Source organism: Mycobacterium sp. TY814 (assembly GCF_030755175.1).
Lineage (GTDB): Bacteria > Actinomycetota > Actinomycetes > Mycobacteriales > Mycobacteriaceae > Mycobacterium.
In genome coordinates this window covers 1,240,074-1,254,992 of sequence record NZ_JAUFRY010000001.1, presented here as the reverse complement: position 1 = coordinate 1,254,992, position 14,919 = coordinate 1,240,074, and the positions used below count along the sequence as shown (strand labels likewise).

Here is a 14,919-nt window from a genome sequence, read left to right as displayed (position 1 = left end):
AACCCAAGGTGAACGATTGCGTTGAAGGGACTGTGCGCAGGCCCGCCGCTCATGTACCATTTGGTACATGATTACTGAGAGTGGCGTCGAAATCGACGCGCCGGCGCCCCTGGTGTGGGACGTTTTCAGCGATGTGGAGCGCTGGCCCGAATGGACCGCGTCGGTCTCCGAACTGCTCGCCCTGGACGGCCCCGGCCTCGCCCTCGGCAAGCGGTTCCAGATCAGGCAACCCAAGTTGCCCAAGCTCGTCTGGGAAGTGACCGATGTGGTCCCTGGGGTGTCGTGGACCTGGGTCCAGCGGTCCCCGGGCGGCATCACCTCAGCGCTGCACTCGCTGACCCCGATCGGCGATGACAGGACCCTCGTGCGTCAGGTGCTCGATCAAGGCGGCCCGGTAGGCGCGCTCATCGCCAGGCTCATGATCCGCACCACGCGCCGCTACCTGGAGATGGAAGGCCAGGGGCTCAAGGCCCGCAGCGAGCAACTGCGGCATTCACTTGGCCCGCACTGACGTCGGGCGGCGCCGGCAGCTGCTCGATGCCCTGATCGACGAATTCGCGGCCGGCGGAATCGGCGACCGGTCACTGCGCGACGTGGCGGCCGCAGTGGGAACCAGTCATCGGATGCTGTTACACCACTTCGCATCCCGGGACGAGATGTTGCTGGCGATCGTCGAGGAGGTGGAAAACCGGCAGATGACGGTGCTGGCGGAGCTGCCGACTGACCCGGCGGGAAGTTTCGCCGCGATGTGGGCCACCCTGTGCCGCCCTGACTTGCGTCCTTTCGAGCGCCTGTTCTTCGAGTGTTACGCCCGCGGCGCCCAGGGTGAGGAGCCCTTTGCCCGGATGGTGCCCGGCGCCGTCGACGGCTGGCTGGCCGAAGCGGCGAAGGTCGCCGGCGCCGCCTACGACCCGGCGCTGGTACGACTGGGCCTAGCCGTCACCCGTGGACTGCTGCTCGACCTGGTGGCCACCGACGACGATGCCGGTGTCGCGACCGCCGTGCACGCTTTCACCGACCTTCTCCGGGGGCCGGGACTAGGCCGGGACTGAAATAGCGGACCGGTCGGCGCCGCGCCGCCGGACGACTTCATCGACCGCTTCGTCTCCGAGCTGCTGGGCCGCCAGAACCCCTGACCGGCGTGGTTGGCGGCGGTCTTTTTGTGGGTACAGCATCCGACATGGACCGCCCCGACACGATCATCGAAATCCATCGTGAACGCGTGCAGGACCAGACGGTCGAGATGTTCAGCGGCGACAAGCGCACCGAGTCCGTGGATGGCACCGGGTATTCGGCAACCGCCACGCTCGACCTCACCCTCGACCGGGTGTGGTTCATCGTCGACGCCCACGGGCGGGCGTGGCAGGAAGAGCACGATGGCGAAACGCGGGATCCGCTGCGGCATTTCGCGATCGACCTGGTGGTCTTCGATTCCAGGATCGTGATCGACTCGGTGACCTGCATCCCCCTGGTGGAACTGCCGCCGGCGACGGTCACGATCCCGGACGGGCCCCGGGCCGGGGAGTCCCGCGAGATTCCCTACAACGAGATCCCACTGTTCGGGCGACTGACCATTCACGATCAGCTCGAGCGGCACGAATCCGAGCCGGGCAAGCACACCATCGCGCTGAACTTCACCGAGCAGGATGCGTCGGTGCTGCTGGCGGATGCGCTGCCGGACCCCTTCGCGGCCCGGCTGTTCGGGCCGAACGTCGAGCGCCGTGCCGACGGCACCACCGCACTCACCGGGGGCGACCCGCGGATCAGCTGGGAACTCGACTATGCCGAGGTTCACTGGATCACCCACAGCATCGCCGGCCAACTGCTGGTGAACATGGAGCGGCTGCAACATCCCGGCCTCTCCGACGATGAGGCGCAGACCAGGGTGCTCGACTCGCTCGCCACACAGATCGCCGATGCGGTCCGCCCGCAGCTGGCCGAGATGGGCGACGACGGCATTCAATCCCTGTTGCCCACACCGCTGGACGTCGATCCCCAGGCGCAGGACGACAGCACGGTGAAGGATCTCGACGCGGTCGTGCACCGCTTCGAGATCGGGGAAACCGTCCACGAATCCATGGTGGTTCAGCTGCAGACCCTGCGCGAGCTCCCCGCCGGTGAGCAGCTCCCACCGTCGATTCTTGCCGAAAACCCACAAGAGAAAACGGGATTGGCCGTCAGCGGGTGGGGCATCCTGCGTCAGGTCCGGGACACCGTGAGGAACAGCTTCGAACTCGACGAGAGCGACTTCGACCCCGACGCGCCGTGTCTGTTGCAGGGGCCCAGAACCGTTGTCATCGGCGGCGAAGAGCGCAGCCTGGACGCCCTGGACGCCGACATCCTGCCGCGCACCGGAGATGGCCGGCTGGTGGTCGACGGTACCGTCAGTGCCGAAACCAAGCTCTACGACTTCAAGGCCGGCTTCAAGGTCACCTACGAGATGGGTCTCGACGAGATACCGCGCGACCCGAAAGTGGAGGAGACCCGGCGCGCCAACCTCAAGACCGTCGAAAGCCTCGAGGAGGCGCTGCAATCGGCGGGAGAGAAGAAGCGCGCGGGTGAGCTCAGCGGCGAGGAGTACGAGGCGGAGGTCAAGCGAGTCAGCGAGCTTTTCGACGAACTGCCGCGCACCGTGGGAGTGCGACCGATGCAGAATCCGCCTGAGCCCGAAGTGAATCCGGAGTTCAGTCTGACGGCGGCGGGAAAGGTTGCCACGGCGGCCGGCGCGGTGGCCGTCGCCGGCCTGATCGCGCTCCCCGTCACCGCGGCGGCAGGAGCGGCGGGAGTCGGTGTGGCCGGGGCGGGCGGCCTGCTGACGTTGGCGATCGCTCAATACCTCACCACCGTGTTGACGATCGACTGGTTCGGCACCGGGATCGGGTCGCGTGAGGTCAAGAAGTCGCTGAACGACCAGCCCGACGGAACCTCGTTGCCTCCTATCGGGATACCGGTCGACGTCAACCTCAACCGGCAGCGCCTGGCGGTGTACTTCCGCCCGCTGCCAGGGAAGTTGTGGGTGAGCTGCCTGCACACCGAGGAGTCCGAAGGTGCTGAATTTCAAGCGATTCGGACGATCGGCGGCGAGTGGCCCACCGATGGCCGGCCGTGGAAGCTGTCCAATGACGATGCGCTGTTGTACGTCGCCTCCGACGAACTCGAGCTCCTCGTGGAACCTGACTCCGCAGGGGCGAACGAACTCCCACTCAGTGTCGCCACCGCCGCGGACGGGCAGCCCTACCTCTGTGTGGAAGCCGACTCCGACCGGCTCTACCGCCTTGCGCGGTGCTCACCGGAAGAGGCCGCACACAGCGGGTGAGTTCGTCAGAACTTCGCCACCGCGCCGGCGTCGACCGGCAGCGCCGCCCCGGTGATGTACTGCGCCTCGTCGGAGGCGAGGAACAACACGGCATTGCTGACGGCGCGCGCCTCGATCAGCGGCTTGGGCAACAGGTGAAATTGTCCGATGATCTCTCCGGCATCCTGCACGGTGGGGTTCGGCAGGTCCGGCCGCAGCGTCCGGACGAACCAGTCGTTGTCCAGCATCGGCGTCAAGATATTGCCCGGGTGAATCGAATTGACCCGGATCCATTGCGGGGCAAGCTCATTGGCCAGCGAGTTCATCAAGCCGACGACGGCGTGTTTGGCTGAGGCGTAGTGCGCCATGTAGCCGCCGCCGCGGATGCCCAGCATGGAGCTGACCAGGATGATCGAGCCCCCGCCGTTGGTCATGTGCGGCAGTGCGACTTTGACCGTGTGCCACACGCCGGTCAGATTGATGTCCATCATCGTCTGCCACGCGGCTTCTTCGATCATCGCCGCGGGCGCGGGAATCCCGCTGATGCCGGCGTTGGCCACCACGATGTCGAGTGGCCCCAACTCGTCGACCCCTTGCGCGACCGCAGCGCGCAGACCCCCCAGATCCCGCACGTCGGCCTTCGCGGTGACGATGCGGCGGCCCGCCTTTTCCACCAGGTCGGCGGTGTCGGCAAGGTCGCTGTCGGTGGCACCGGGATAGGCGACGCCCTCAATATCTGCGCAGACATCGACCGCGACGATGTCTGCGCCTTCTTCGGCCAGCCGGATCGCGTGTTCGCGGCCCTGGCCGCGCGCTGCGCCGGTGATCAAAGCGACCTTGCCGGCGACTCTGCCGACCCTGTTCTCTGCCATAGCGACAAATCCTGCCATGGCGGTTCGAAAGCGCCTCAGCCGTCGCCAGTCCCGCCGTCCACCGCAACCAACAGGTCGTCGAGTCGCCGGGCCAGATTCCAGCCGAGGTAGACGGCGAAGTGCACGACGAGTTCTTCGAGTTCGGTGCGGGTCATGTCACCGAGGGTCAGGGCAGCCCGCAGGTGCTCGGTGACCTCCTCGTCGATCGCGGCCGATGCGGCGCCGCAGATGCTGATGATGCGCCGGTCGCGACGGGTGAGATAGCCGTGCCGACTCCATATTTCGCCGTACAGATAGTCCAGGCGGGCACGACCTTGAAAGCCAGTCCGGGCCTGCGGCGGCGCGTCGCCGTGGACCAGCCGGTAGGCCGAGATGCCGCGGTCGCGGCGGACGTCGTCGTCGACCGGTTCCGCCCAGGGCTCGAAGTCCGGCGCCTCGACCGGGGAGCCGGACTCCTCGGCGATCTTGTAGGCGCTCATCATTCCGTACACCTGCATGACTGAGGCCTTGGGCCAACCGGCCTGGGTCGCGAAATGCAGGACGAACTCGTCGAACTCCGGGTAGCTGATATCACCGCTCTTCAGGGCCGCGTAGACGTGGGTTTCGATCGGGGTGATCGCCCCTGCCGCGCCGACGCACGTCAAGGTGATCCAGCGGCGGTCGCGCGCAGTGAGGACACCGCGGCGCCACATCTCACCGAAGACGTACCCGATGACCCCTGCCTCGAGGTAGGCCCCGGCCGGTTCGGGGCTCGCGGTGGTCATGATGCGTTCGTACTCGGCGCGCGCAACCGCTCGCCGTTCCTCGCGAGTCCTCCACTGCGCCATCACAATCGCATGATCCAGCCGCCGTCGACGGAGATGGTCTGGCCGTTGATCCAGTCTCCGGCGGGTGAGCACAGCAGCAGCATCGTGCCGACCAGGTCGGCCGGCGGCCCGGAAGTCTTGCCGGGGATCTGCGCGCCGAGGATGTCGCGGATCGGCGAGTCCTTCGGCAGGCTGACGTATGCGCTGTCGTTGTCGACCAGTCCGGGCGCGATCCCGTTGACGTTGATGCCACGCGATCCCAGTTCGCTGGCCAGGTTGCAGGTCAATCCGTGCAGCGCATACTTCGAAACCCCGTAGATGCCGCCGGCCATGAATGCGCCGGCCGACAGACCGTTGACGACCCGTCCACCACCGCGCGAGGCCATCGACTCGACGACGGCCTGGGTGCACAGCAACGGACCGCGCAGGTTCACGTTGAGTACCCGGTCCCAGTCCGCCACCGGCATATTCGACAACCCGTAGGGCGGCAGGTCGGTCATGATCGCGGCGTTGTTGATCAGGATGTCGATGCCACCGAACGCGCCCGTCGTCGCGGCGACCATCGCGGTGGCCGACTCGGCTGAGGTGACGTCCAGGTGCACCGCAAGCGACCGAAAACCTTTGTCTCGCAGACTATCGGTGGTGCGCTGCGCCGCCTGCAGGTTGATATCGGCGATCACCACCGCAGCGCCCACCGCGCACAGCGCCTCGGCGTAGACCTCACCGATACCGCCGGCGCCGCCGGTGACCACGGCAACCTTGCCGGTGAGGTCGAAGAGTTGTGTCACGTCCATTCGAGCATTAGGCACCACTTGATTAATGAAGTCAAGTGCCTTATTAATAAGTAGCATGGCTTAATCGAGCGGCCGGAGGATGCGATGACCGTCGACCTGAGTGTTCCCGTCGTGCATCTGCACATCGGGGGAGAGGCCCGCACCAGCGGCTCGGGCGGCGTGCACCACCACGTCTATCCCCCGACCGGGGAAGTGCAGGGTCCGGTGCCGCTGGCCGGCCCGGACGACGTCGACGCCGCGGTGCAGGCGGCGCACCGGGCGTACGGGGAGTGGCGGGCATGGCGGCCCGCGGAACGGGCCCGCGTCCTGCGCCGGCTGGCCGAACTCATGGAGCGCGACACCGCCGAAATCGCCCGGCTTTCGGTGCTGGACAACGGAATGACCGCCGGAATGGGCCAACCGCTCGTCGGGATCATGGTCAACTGGACGGCCTACTACGCCGGCTGGGCCGACAAGGTGGAAGGCCGCGTCACCTCGTTCCCGGCCAACCAGCGCGAACTCGCCTACTCGTTGCCCGAACCCTACGGCGTCGTCGGCATCATCCTGACCTGGAACGGCCCGGTCGTCTCGGTCGGCATGAAACTCACTCCCGCACTGGCCGCCGGAAACACCGTGGTCATGAAGCCCTCCGAGCTGACTCCGTACGCGACCGAACACCTGATGGGGCTCATCAGAGAAGCCGGAATCCCCGACGGGGTGGTCAATCTCGTGCTCGGCGGAGCCGACACGGGGGATGCGCTGGTACGCCACCCGCTGGTGCAGAAGGTCAGTTTCACCGGTGGTCCGGCCACCGCGCGCACGATCCTGGCCACCTGCGCGGAATACCTCAAACCGGCCGTCCTCGAGCTCGGCGGCAAGTCCGCCAATGTGCTCTTTCCCGATGCCGATCTCGATACGGCGGTCGCCGTCAACACCTTCAGCGTGTTGGGCACCCTGGCCGGTCAGGGATGCGCGATCCCGTCGCGCATGATCGTGCACAACGACGTCTACGACGATGTCGTGGATCGGGTTGTCGCAATGGTCTCCGGCATGCGATGTGGCGACCCGTTCGACCCGGCGACGCTCATCAGCCCGGTGGTGACCCGGCAGGCGCAACAGCGGATCCTGGCGATGATCGAGCGAGCGCAGGCCGACGGCGCGAAGTTGCTGGCCGGCGGTGGGATTCCCGACTATCTGTCCCAGGGTTTCTTCGTGGAGCCGACCGTCTTCGGCGACGTGGACCCGGCTTCCGAACTCGGACAGGTCGAAGTGTTCGGGCCGGTGCTCTCGCTGATGCGGTTCGAGACCGAGGAACAGGCGATCGAGATGGCGAACTGCACCGAATACGGCCTTGCCGCTTACGTTTACACGCGTGATGTCGGCCGGGTGCAGCGAATGGTGTCCGCGCTCAAGGCCGGTGGTGTCTACGTCAACGGTGCCAGCCCGGTCACCGGCTGCGAACTCGCCTTCGGCGGAGTGGGCATCTCCGGATACGGCCGCGAAGGTGGCGAGGAGGGACTGTTCGAGTTCCTGCGCACCAAGGCGGTCGGCATCGCATGAGCAGGCCGTTGAGTCTGGACGGCGCGGTCGCGGTGCTCACCGGTGCCGGCAGCGGCATCGGCCGCGCGACCGCCCTGCAATTCGCCGGTCGTGGGGCTTCCGTGGTGGTGAGCGATCTGTCGGAGGAGCGGGTCACCGAGGTCGTCGACCAGCTCACCGCGCTGGGCCGGCCGGCGATCGGGTTGCGCGCGGATGTGACGGCGGAAGCCGAGCTCGAGCAACTGCGCGACGCCGCCCTGCGGCGGTTCGGCCGGGTCGACGTGGTGATGAACAACGTGGGCGTCCTGGCGATCGGCGCGCCCGAAACGTTGCCCGAGGAGGCGTGGACCCGCACCATCGACGTCAACCTGTTCAGCATTGCGCGCAGCAACCGGGTTTTCCTGCCGGGACTGATCGCGCAGGGCAGCGGTCATGTCATCAACACCGCGTCGGCCTCGGGATTGCTCGCGTACGGCTTCGACCGGTTGCCCTACGTGGCGTCCAAGCACGCCATCGTCGGGCTCTCCGAGGCGCTGGCGGCCTATCTTGGGCCCAAAGGCGTTGGTGTCACCTGCCTTTGCCCTTCCGGGGTGATCACCAACATCCTGGAAGGCATCACGGTGTACGGGGATGCGGCGCCGACCCCGCGCGCGCCGGCGCACCAGATCGTTGGCGCCGACGATGTCGGGAAGCTGACGGCCGACGCGGTGGAGGCCGGGCGCTTCCTGGTGGTGACGGCTCCGGAGGTGCACGATGCACTCATGCAGCGCGCCACCGATATCGAGGCCTACATCCGGGCGACCATCGAGGCGCAGGGATGAGCGGCTTGCGGGTCGGTTTCGTGGGTCTGGGGTCACAGGGCGGCCCGATGGCAAGGCGGATTGTCGAGGACGGGTTCCCGACGACGCTATGGGCGCGCCGCCCCGAGTCGGTCGAACCCTTTGCCGGCACCGGTGCCGCGGTGGCATCCGATCGTCGGGCGCTCGGTGCTGCCTCGGATGTGTTGTGCCTCTGTGTCGTTGGTGACGCGGACGTCGACGAGGTACTGCGCGGCGACGAGGGCGCGCTGGCCGGGATGGCGGCCGGTGGCATCGTCGTGATTCACAGCACCGTCCACCCGGACACTTGCCGGCGCCTGCAAGCCGACTTCCCGCATCTGCATGTCGTCGACGCCCCGGTGTCCGGTGGCGGGCACATGGCTGCGGCAAAGGCGTTGCTGGTGATGGTCGGCGGCGACGGCGACGTGGTCGACCGCTGCCGGCCGGTGCTGGCGACATTCGCGAATCCGCTTGTGCACCTTGGGGGTCTGGGTGCCGGGCAGGCGGCGAAGCTACTGAACAACGCGCTGTTCAGTGCGCATCTGGGACTGGCCGCCAGCGTCTTCGCTCTGGCCGACCGGCTCGGCGTAGACAACGACGCCCTCAACACGGTGCTGTCGAAGGGCAGCGGCCGCAGTTACGCGGCCGAAGTGATCGGCAATTCCGGACACAGCCTGGCGGTGATGGCTCAACTCGCGGGTTCCCTGCTGGCCAAGGACGTCGACCTGCTCGCGGACCTGGCCGGTCGTGATTCCGCCGAGGTCGTCCAGGTTGCGGCCAACACCGTCGACGCGATGAAGCGCCTCAATGCGCAATGATCTGACGGTGAGTCCACGGAACGGCCCCCTTCCGGCAACCGCCCTGCAGCTGCTGCTGGCGGCCGAGCGGCTGTTCGCCGAACACGGGCTCGCCGGCGTCTCGCTGCGGCAGATCTCGGTCGAGGCCGGCTCCTCGAACAACTCGGCCATCCGGTACCACTTCGGTTCCAAGGATGATCTGCTGCGCGCGATCTTCACCTACCGCCTCGGAGACCTCATGCAGCGCCGGGCATTGTTGCGGGCCCGGGCACGCCCCGACGATCTTCGAGCGCAATTGGAGGCACATATCGTCCCGCTGATCGAGTTGGCGGAATCCCCGGACAGTTCTTACGTGTCGTTCATCGATCAATTGCAGCGAACCGGCCAGGTGGAGGTATTCCTGCGCCAATCCGATGCCATGAAGTCACAGGACGAGTTCGTTTCCGGGATGCAGCGCCTGCTGGGGCACATTCCGGAGCCGGCGCGCTCGCTACGGATTCAGCAGGCGCAGGATCTCGCCGTGCACCTCGCTGCCGAACGCGAGCGCGCGATTCGGCGCAACGACGCCGTGGTGCCTTTCGCACTGTTCGTTGCGGGCGTGGTAGACGGTCTCGCGGGATTTCTTGCCGCGCCCGCGTCCGCGGAAACGCAGCAACTGCTCTCGCGATAATCCGCAAATATTGAATTCGGGAAAACCCGAATGTTCGGTTCAGATGGCGCTATTCTCCGTTTCTGCGGTTCGGTATTCGGGAGCCGTGACGTTTTCTTGTTCGGACCTATCGGGCTGGTCGTATTCGGGAGATGTCATGTCATTTGTTATTGCGGCGCCGTCAATGTTGGAAGCGGCCGTTTCGGATCTGGCCGGCATTGGTTCGGCGCTCAGCACCGCCAATGCGGCCGCAGCGGGCGCGACGACGGACCTGCTGGCAGCGGCGGCCGACGAAGTGTCGGTGAGCATCGTCGCCCTGTTCGGTTCGCACGCGCAGGAATACCGGGCGGTCAGCGCGCAGGCGGCGGCCTTCCACGGCCAGTTCCTGCAGGCTCTGAATGCGGGTGCAGGCGCCTATGCGACTGCGGAGGTCGCCAGTGCCGCACCGCTGGATGGTTTGCTGCAGGTACTGCTCAATGTCGTCAATGCACCCGCGCAGGGTCTCTTCGGGCGTCCGCTGATCGGCAACGGGGCGAACGGCGCGCCGGGAACCGGTGCGGCCGGCGGAGCCGGCGGTTTGCTGTTCGGCAACGGCGGAGCCGGCGGGTCCGGCGCGGCGGGCCAGAATGGCGGGGCCGGTGGGGCCGCAGGCCTATTCGGCGCCGGGGGTGCCGGCGGGGCCGGCGGGGGTGCGGTTGCCGGCGGCGTCGGTGGAGTAGGCGGGGCCGGTGGAGCCGGTGGCTTGTTGTACGGCACCGGCGGGGCGGGCGGCGTCGGCGGTAGCGCGAGCCCCGGCGGGGCTCTGGGCATCGCCGGCGGCACCGGCGGGGCCGGCGGTGTCGGCGGGCTGTTCGGCGGCTACGGCGGGGCCGGTGGGGCCGGTGGCGATGGTGGCTCCAACGGCGCCGGCGGTATGGGCGGCCGCGGCGGCGCCAGCCCATTGTTCGGCAATGGCGGCAACGGCGGGAACGGCGGCATCGCGGGCTTGGGCGGCGGCAACGGCGGGGCCGGTGGGGCCGGCGGCGCGGCCGGCGCGTTGTACGGCACCGCGGGTGCCGGTGGTGCCGGCGGCGCCGGCAACGTGGTCGGCAACGGTGGCGCCGGTGGGGTCGGTGGGTCTGGTGCGCTGTTCGGCGACGGCGGCGCGGGCGGTTCTGGTGGCGGCACCTTGGCCGGCGCCGGCGGAGCTGGCGGCGCTGGTGGAGCCGGCGGGGTGTTCGGTGATGGCGGAGCCGGTGGTGCCGGTGGCGGCAGCAACTTCGGCGTCGGCGGTGCCGGCGGGACCGGCGGCGCGGGATTGCTCGTAGGAATGGGCGGCACCGGTGGTGCCGGCGGCGGCAGTGTGGGCAACGTCGGGGGGGTGGGCGGTGCCGGCGGCGCCGGCGGGGTGTTCGGCGACGGCGGATCGGGAGGTGCGGGTGGTGCCAGCGTTTCCGCAGCCGGCGGAGTCGGCGGTGCCGGTGGTAGCGGCGGGTTTGTCTTCGGCGCCGGCGGTGTGGGAGGCATCGGCGGTGCCAGCTCGGCTACCGGCGGTAACGGCGGGGCCGGAGGCAACGCGATCGGGTTCGGCACCGGCGGGGCCGGCGGGGCCGGCGGCAGCGGCAACGCCGGTAGCGGCGGTGACGGCGGGGCCGGGGGCAGCACCGCATTCAGCGGTTCCGGCGGCGCGGGCGGCGCCGGCGGATTCAGCGAGGCGGGACCCGGAGGAAACGGCGGCAGCGGTGGGGCCGGCGGCGCGGTGAACGGTGCCGGCGGGGTCGGCGGCGCCGGCGGAGTGAGCGAAGCCGCGGCCGGTGGCAACGGCGGAGCCGGCGGCAAGGGTGCTTTGCTGATCGGCAGTGGCGGGGCCGGCGGGGCCGGCGGGCAAGGAAACGCCGGGGGCGCCGGTGCCGGGGCCGGCGGTTCCGGCGGGGCCGGCGGCAGCGGTGCGCTGATCGGGAACGGGGGCAACGCCGGTGTCGGCGGGACCGGTGACACCACGGGCAGCACCGGTGTCGGCGGTACTGGCGGGCTGCTGTTGGGTCTGGACGGATTTAACGCCGCAGCGAGCACCTCGCCGCTGCACACCGCGCAACAACAGCTTCTGAACGCGGTCAATGCGCCCTTCGAGACTCTGACCGGGCGACCGTTGATCGGCAATGGCACGCCCGGCGCAGCGGGCAGCGGAGCTGACGGCACGCCTGGTGGCTGGCTGTTCGGCGACGGTGGCGCAGGCGGTTCCGGTGCTGCCAACATGTCGGGCGGTCATGGCGGCAACGCCGGGCCTTTCGGCGCGGGCGGCTCCGGCGGGGCCGGAGGCGCGAGCACTACAACCGGACCCGGCGGGTTCGGCGGTAACGGCGGATTCGGCGGTCTGCTGTACGGGGCGGGCGGCTCCGGCGGTACCGGCGGCAGCGCGGGTGCCCTGGGCAGCGCGGGCGGTGCGGGCGGATACGGCGGCCAAGGCGGGCTGTTCGGCGGGTACGGCGGAGCCGGTGGAGCCGGCGGCGCGGGCGGTGTGACCGGGGTTGGCGGGACCGGCGGACTCGGCGGTGCCAGCCCGCTGACCGGCACCGGCGGCGTCGGTGGTGCGGGTGGGCTCGGCGGCTCCACCAGCGGCGACGGCGGGACGGGCGGCGGCGGTGGGGCGGCGGGTGCACTCTACGGCGCCGGCGGTGCCGGCGGCGCCGGCGGAGCCAGCAATGGCGCACCCGGCGGGACCGGCGGTGCCGGCGGTGTCGGCGGCGCAGCGGGCTTGATCGGCAACGGGGGTGCCGGCGGCCTCGGCGGCGGCAGCATCAACGGCGTCGGCGGCGCCGGCGGAAACGGCGGGGTCGCCGGGGTATTCGGCAACGGCGGGACCGGAGGGACGGGTGGGGCCAGCAGCACCCTGGGGGGCGGTTCCGGTGGGGCCGGCGGCGCGGGCACGATGTTCGGCAACGGTGGCACGGGCGGGGCCGGTGGGGCCAGTTCCAACGGCTTCGGCGGGGCCGGTGGTGCCGGTGGCGACAGCGGCCGCTTTTTCGGCCGGGGCGGTGCGGGTGGATACGGCGGAGCCAGTGTCTTCACCGGCGGGACCGGCGGGGCGGGTGGAAACGCACTCGGATTCGGCGACGGCGGAGCGGGCGGGTCAGGCGGGGCCGGCGCCATATCCGACGGTGGGGCCGGGGGGGCCGGCGGCTACGCCAAATGGCTCGGCAACGGCGGAGCCGGCGGGAGCGGCGGCGTCACGGGCAATGGTGTCGGTGGCGTGGGCGGTGCCGGAGGCAATGCCCTGTACAGCGGGTCTGGGGGCGCGGGCGGTGGCGGTGGGGTCAGCCTCATCGGCATCGGCGGCAGCGGCGGTAACGGCGGGTGGGCCGGGGCGTTCAATGGGATCGGCGGTGCCGGCGGTGCCGGCGCGGTGGGCGTTCTCGCTGTCAGCGGTAACGGCGGTAACGGCGGTGCGGCGCCGGGGATCGTCGGCTTCGGCGGTGCTGGTGGCGCGGGCGGCAACGCCCCCGAACTCACCGGTGTCAACGGCGTCGGCGGCAAAGGCGGTATGGGCGGCAGCGCTGGACAGATCGGTAACGGAGGCAACGGCGGCAACGGCGGGGACACCGCGGCCCCCGGTACCGTCGGTGCGGGCGGTCAGGGCGGCGCGGCCGGGCCGCGGATCGGTGTCAACGGGCTCAACGGCTTCACCGGGCTGCTGACCTGACGCAGCCCGGTCGCTCGCCAATTCAGCTGTGCCGGTGCAGAAATCCGTGCAGGCTGGCCTGTACCAGTTCCTCGACGATCGCGTCGCGTGAGGGTTGCTCGGCGCCGAAGAAGGCCGACCGCAATGCCACCATGCCGACGATCATCGCCACCGTGGAGTGCGCGGGCAGTTCGGGCCGCGCGGAGCGCAGTCCTCGCAACCGCATACCTTCGCTGCTGATCTGCCCGAGCACCGCGATGGCTTGCCGGATGTCGGCGATACCGGCATCGGCGAAGTCCTCTTCGCTGAAGGCCTCCGAGGCGGCAAGGGTCACCAGCAAGCCGCGGTGCTCGACGATCACGTCGTAGAGCTGTCCGACGAAATGGCGCGCCAGCTCGTCCTCGTCGGTCTCCTCCGGCACCACCTGTTGCCAGGTCCGGCCGAAATCGTCGACGAAGCTGGTGAAGGGAACGACCAGGGCTTCCCGGAATAGGCCTGCCTTGGAACCGAAGTTGCGGAAGAGCAGATATTCGGTGACCCCGGCGGCCGCGGCGATCTCGCGGGTGGTGGTGCTGCGGTAGTCCTTGCGCGCGAACAGTTCCCGGGCCGCATCGAGCAGCAGTCGGCGCGGTTCGCCGCGCGGCCGGCGGACCGCGGCAGGCCCGCGTTCAGAAGGGCGCTGGGACACGGCTTTCGACGATAGTCCGGTTGACCTCACGATTAAGATAGTGTCCACTATTAATTGTGGGCGCAGTCATCATGCTCGGCACGCTGATCGGGCTGATCGTCGTCATTTACGGCGTGGTCTGCTACTTCGATCCCGAAGCCCGGCGATGAGCACGGGGTTGACGCCGCTGCTCACCGGCGCGGTCATCTTCGGCTGGGGCAGCGGCATCCTGTTCACCGCGGCCGGCGTCTACCTGAGCATTCGCCGCCGGCGGCTGCACCCGCTGTTGTTGCTGTGCATCTCGGCGATCTCGTTTTCCTGGATCGAAGCGCCCTACGACTGGGCGATGTATGCGCAGTTCCCGCCGGCTCTCCCGCGGATGCCGTCGTGGTGGCCGCTGAACATGACGTGGGGCGGACTGCCGTCGTCGGTGCCCGTGGGCTACATCGGTTATTTCGTGTTGCCGGCCACGATCGGCGCCTTCCTCGGGCAGCGGATCAGCCGGCGGTTCGGCTGGAGAAGACCCCTCACACTCCTCACGGTCGGACTCGTCGTCGGCTTCTGCTGGGCCTTCGTCTTCAACGCGTTCGTCGGCGCCCGCCTGGGTGTCTTCTACTACGGCTATGTCATCCCCGGCCTTGCTGTCTTCGAAGGGACGCGGCACCAGTACCCGATCTACGACTCGCTGGCGATGGGTGTGCAGATGATGGTCTTCACCTACCTGCTCGGGCGCACCGACTCCGAAGGCCGAAACGTCATCGAAGCGTGGGCTGACAAACGGTCGACGAGTTCCCGGCAGTCTGCACTGCTTTCCGTCGCGGCCGTGGTGATCGCCGGAAACTTCATGTACGGGGCCGTCTTTGCGCCTCACCTGGTGACGAAACTGGGTGGCTGGGTGACGTCGGGCCCGACCGAGCAGCTGTTCCCCGGCGTGCCCAATCAGCCCGCGCGCTAACCCGGCGCGTTGGTCACTTCTTCGACACAATGTCATCGCGGTCCTACCAGCTGGGATGGAAACAGCGCGACGATTGACTGCAGCCGAGAA

General features: G+C 68.9%; 13 protein-coding genes. 9 read left to right on the top strand and 4 right to left on the bottom strand.

Annotated elements, in window-relative coordinates; genetic code table 11:
• Positions 1–67: 67 nt before the first annotated feature.
• The 3 genes from QXH22_RS05300 (at position 68) to QXH22_RS05290 (ending at position 3,316) form a co-directional block, all read left to right on the top strand.
• Positions 68–511, top strand: coding sequence for an SRPBCC family protein (locus tag QXH22_RS05300; RefSeq protein WP_306241752.1), 444 nt, complete (start codon positions 68–70; stop codon positions 509–511).
• Positions 498–1,052: a TetR/AcrR family transcriptional regulator gene (locus tag QXH22_RS05295; protein ID WP_306275074.1), complete on the top strand. Its 555-nt coding sequence runs from the start codon at positions 498–500 to the stop codon at positions 1,050–1,052. The genes QXH22_RS05300 and QXH22_RS05295 overlap by 14 nt, the downstream gene beginning before the upstream one ends.
• A gap of 128 nt (positions 1,053–1,180) precedes the next feature.
• Positions 1,181–3,316, top strand: coding sequence for a hypothetical protein (locus QXH22_RS05290; protein ID WP_306275073.1), 2,136 nt, complete (start codon positions 1,181–1,183; stop codon positions 3,314–3,316).
• Positions 3,317–3,321: 5 nt separating this feature from the next.
• Here QXH22_RS05290 and QXH22_RS05285 read toward each other — a convergent pair whose 3' ends face one another.
• From QXH22_RS05285 to QXH22_RS05275, 3 genes are all read right to left on the bottom strand, one after another.
• Positions 3,322–4,167, bottom strand: coding sequence for a mycofactocin-coupled SDR family oxidoreductase (locus QXH22_RS05285; RefSeq protein ID WP_306275072.1), 846 nt, complete (start codon positions 4,165–4,167; stop codon positions 3,322–3,324).
• Positions 4,168–4,202: 35 nt separating this feature from the next.
• Entirely contained in the window at positions 4,203–4,931 is a 729-nt protein-coding gene (locus tag QXH22_RS05280; RefSeq protein ID WP_306241748.1) for a carboxymuconolactone decarboxylase family protein, read from the bottom strand.
• 62 nt (positions 4,932–4,993) lie between these two features.
• Complete coding sequence (locus QXH22_RS05275; RefSeq protein ID WP_306241747.1) at positions 4,994–5,767, bottom strand: SDR family oxidoreductase; 774 nt, start codon at positions 5,765–5,767, stop codon at positions 4,994–4,996.
• A gap of 84 nt (positions 5,768–5,851) precedes the next feature.
• Here QXH22_RS05275 and QXH22_RS05270 point away from each other — a divergent pair, with 84 nt between their 5' ends.
• From QXH22_RS05270 to QXH22_RS05250, 5 genes are all read left to right on the top strand, one after another.
• Complete coding sequence (locus QXH22_RS05270; protein WP_306275071.1) at positions 5,852–7,306, top strand: aldehyde dehydrogenase; 1,455 nt, start codon at positions 5,852–5,854, stop codon at positions 7,304–7,306.
• On the top strand, positions 7,303–8,106 hold the full coding sequence (locus QXH22_RS05265) for an SDR family oxidoreductase (RefSeq protein ID WP_306275069.1): 804 nt from the start codon (positions 7,303–7,305) through the stop codon (positions 8,104–8,106). The genes QXH22_RS05270 and QXH22_RS05265 overlap by 4 nt, the downstream gene beginning before the upstream one ends.
• Complete coding sequence (locus tag QXH22_RS05260; RefSeq protein WP_306275068.1) at positions 8,103–8,921, top strand: NAD(P)-dependent oxidoreductase; 819 nt, start codon at positions 8,103–8,105, stop codon at positions 8,919–8,921. Before QXH22_RS05265 ends, QXH22_RS05260 begins: the two co-directional genes overlap by 4 nt.
• A 7-nt stretch (positions 8,922–8,928) precedes the next feature.
• Complete coding sequence (locus QXH22_RS05255; protein WP_306241743.1) at positions 8,929–9,570, top strand: TetR/AcrR family transcriptional regulator; 642 nt, start codon at positions 8,929–8,931, stop codon at positions 9,568–9,570.
• Positions 9,571–9,706: 136 nt separating this feature from the next.
• The gene (locus tag QXH22_RS05250) at positions 9,707–13,228 is read left to right on the top strand and encodes a PE family protein (protein ID WP_306275067.1); all 3,522 of its coding nucleotides are present in this window, start codon (positions 9,707–9,709) and stop codon (positions 13,226–13,228) included.
• Positions 13,229–13,250: 22 nt separating this feature from the next.
• Here QXH22_RS05250 and QXH22_RS05245 read toward each other — a convergent pair whose 3' ends face one another.
• Positions 13,251–13,895 (bottom strand): TetR/AcrR family transcriptional regulator, encoded by a 645-nt coding sequence (locus tag QXH22_RS05245; RefSeq protein WP_306275066.1) that lies wholly within the window; start codon positions 13,893–13,895, stop codon positions 13,251–13,253.
• Between the two features lie 145 nt (positions 13,896–14,040).
• Between QXH22_RS05245 and QXH22_RS05240 the strand changes: the two genes are divergently transcribed.
• Positions 14,041–14,829, top strand: a complete 789-nt coding sequence (locus tag QXH22_RS05240; RefSeq protein ID WP_306275065.1) for a spirocyclase AveC family protein — start codon at positions 14,041–14,043, stop codon at positions 14,827–14,829.
• Positions 14,830–14,919: the final 90 nt, after the last annotated feature.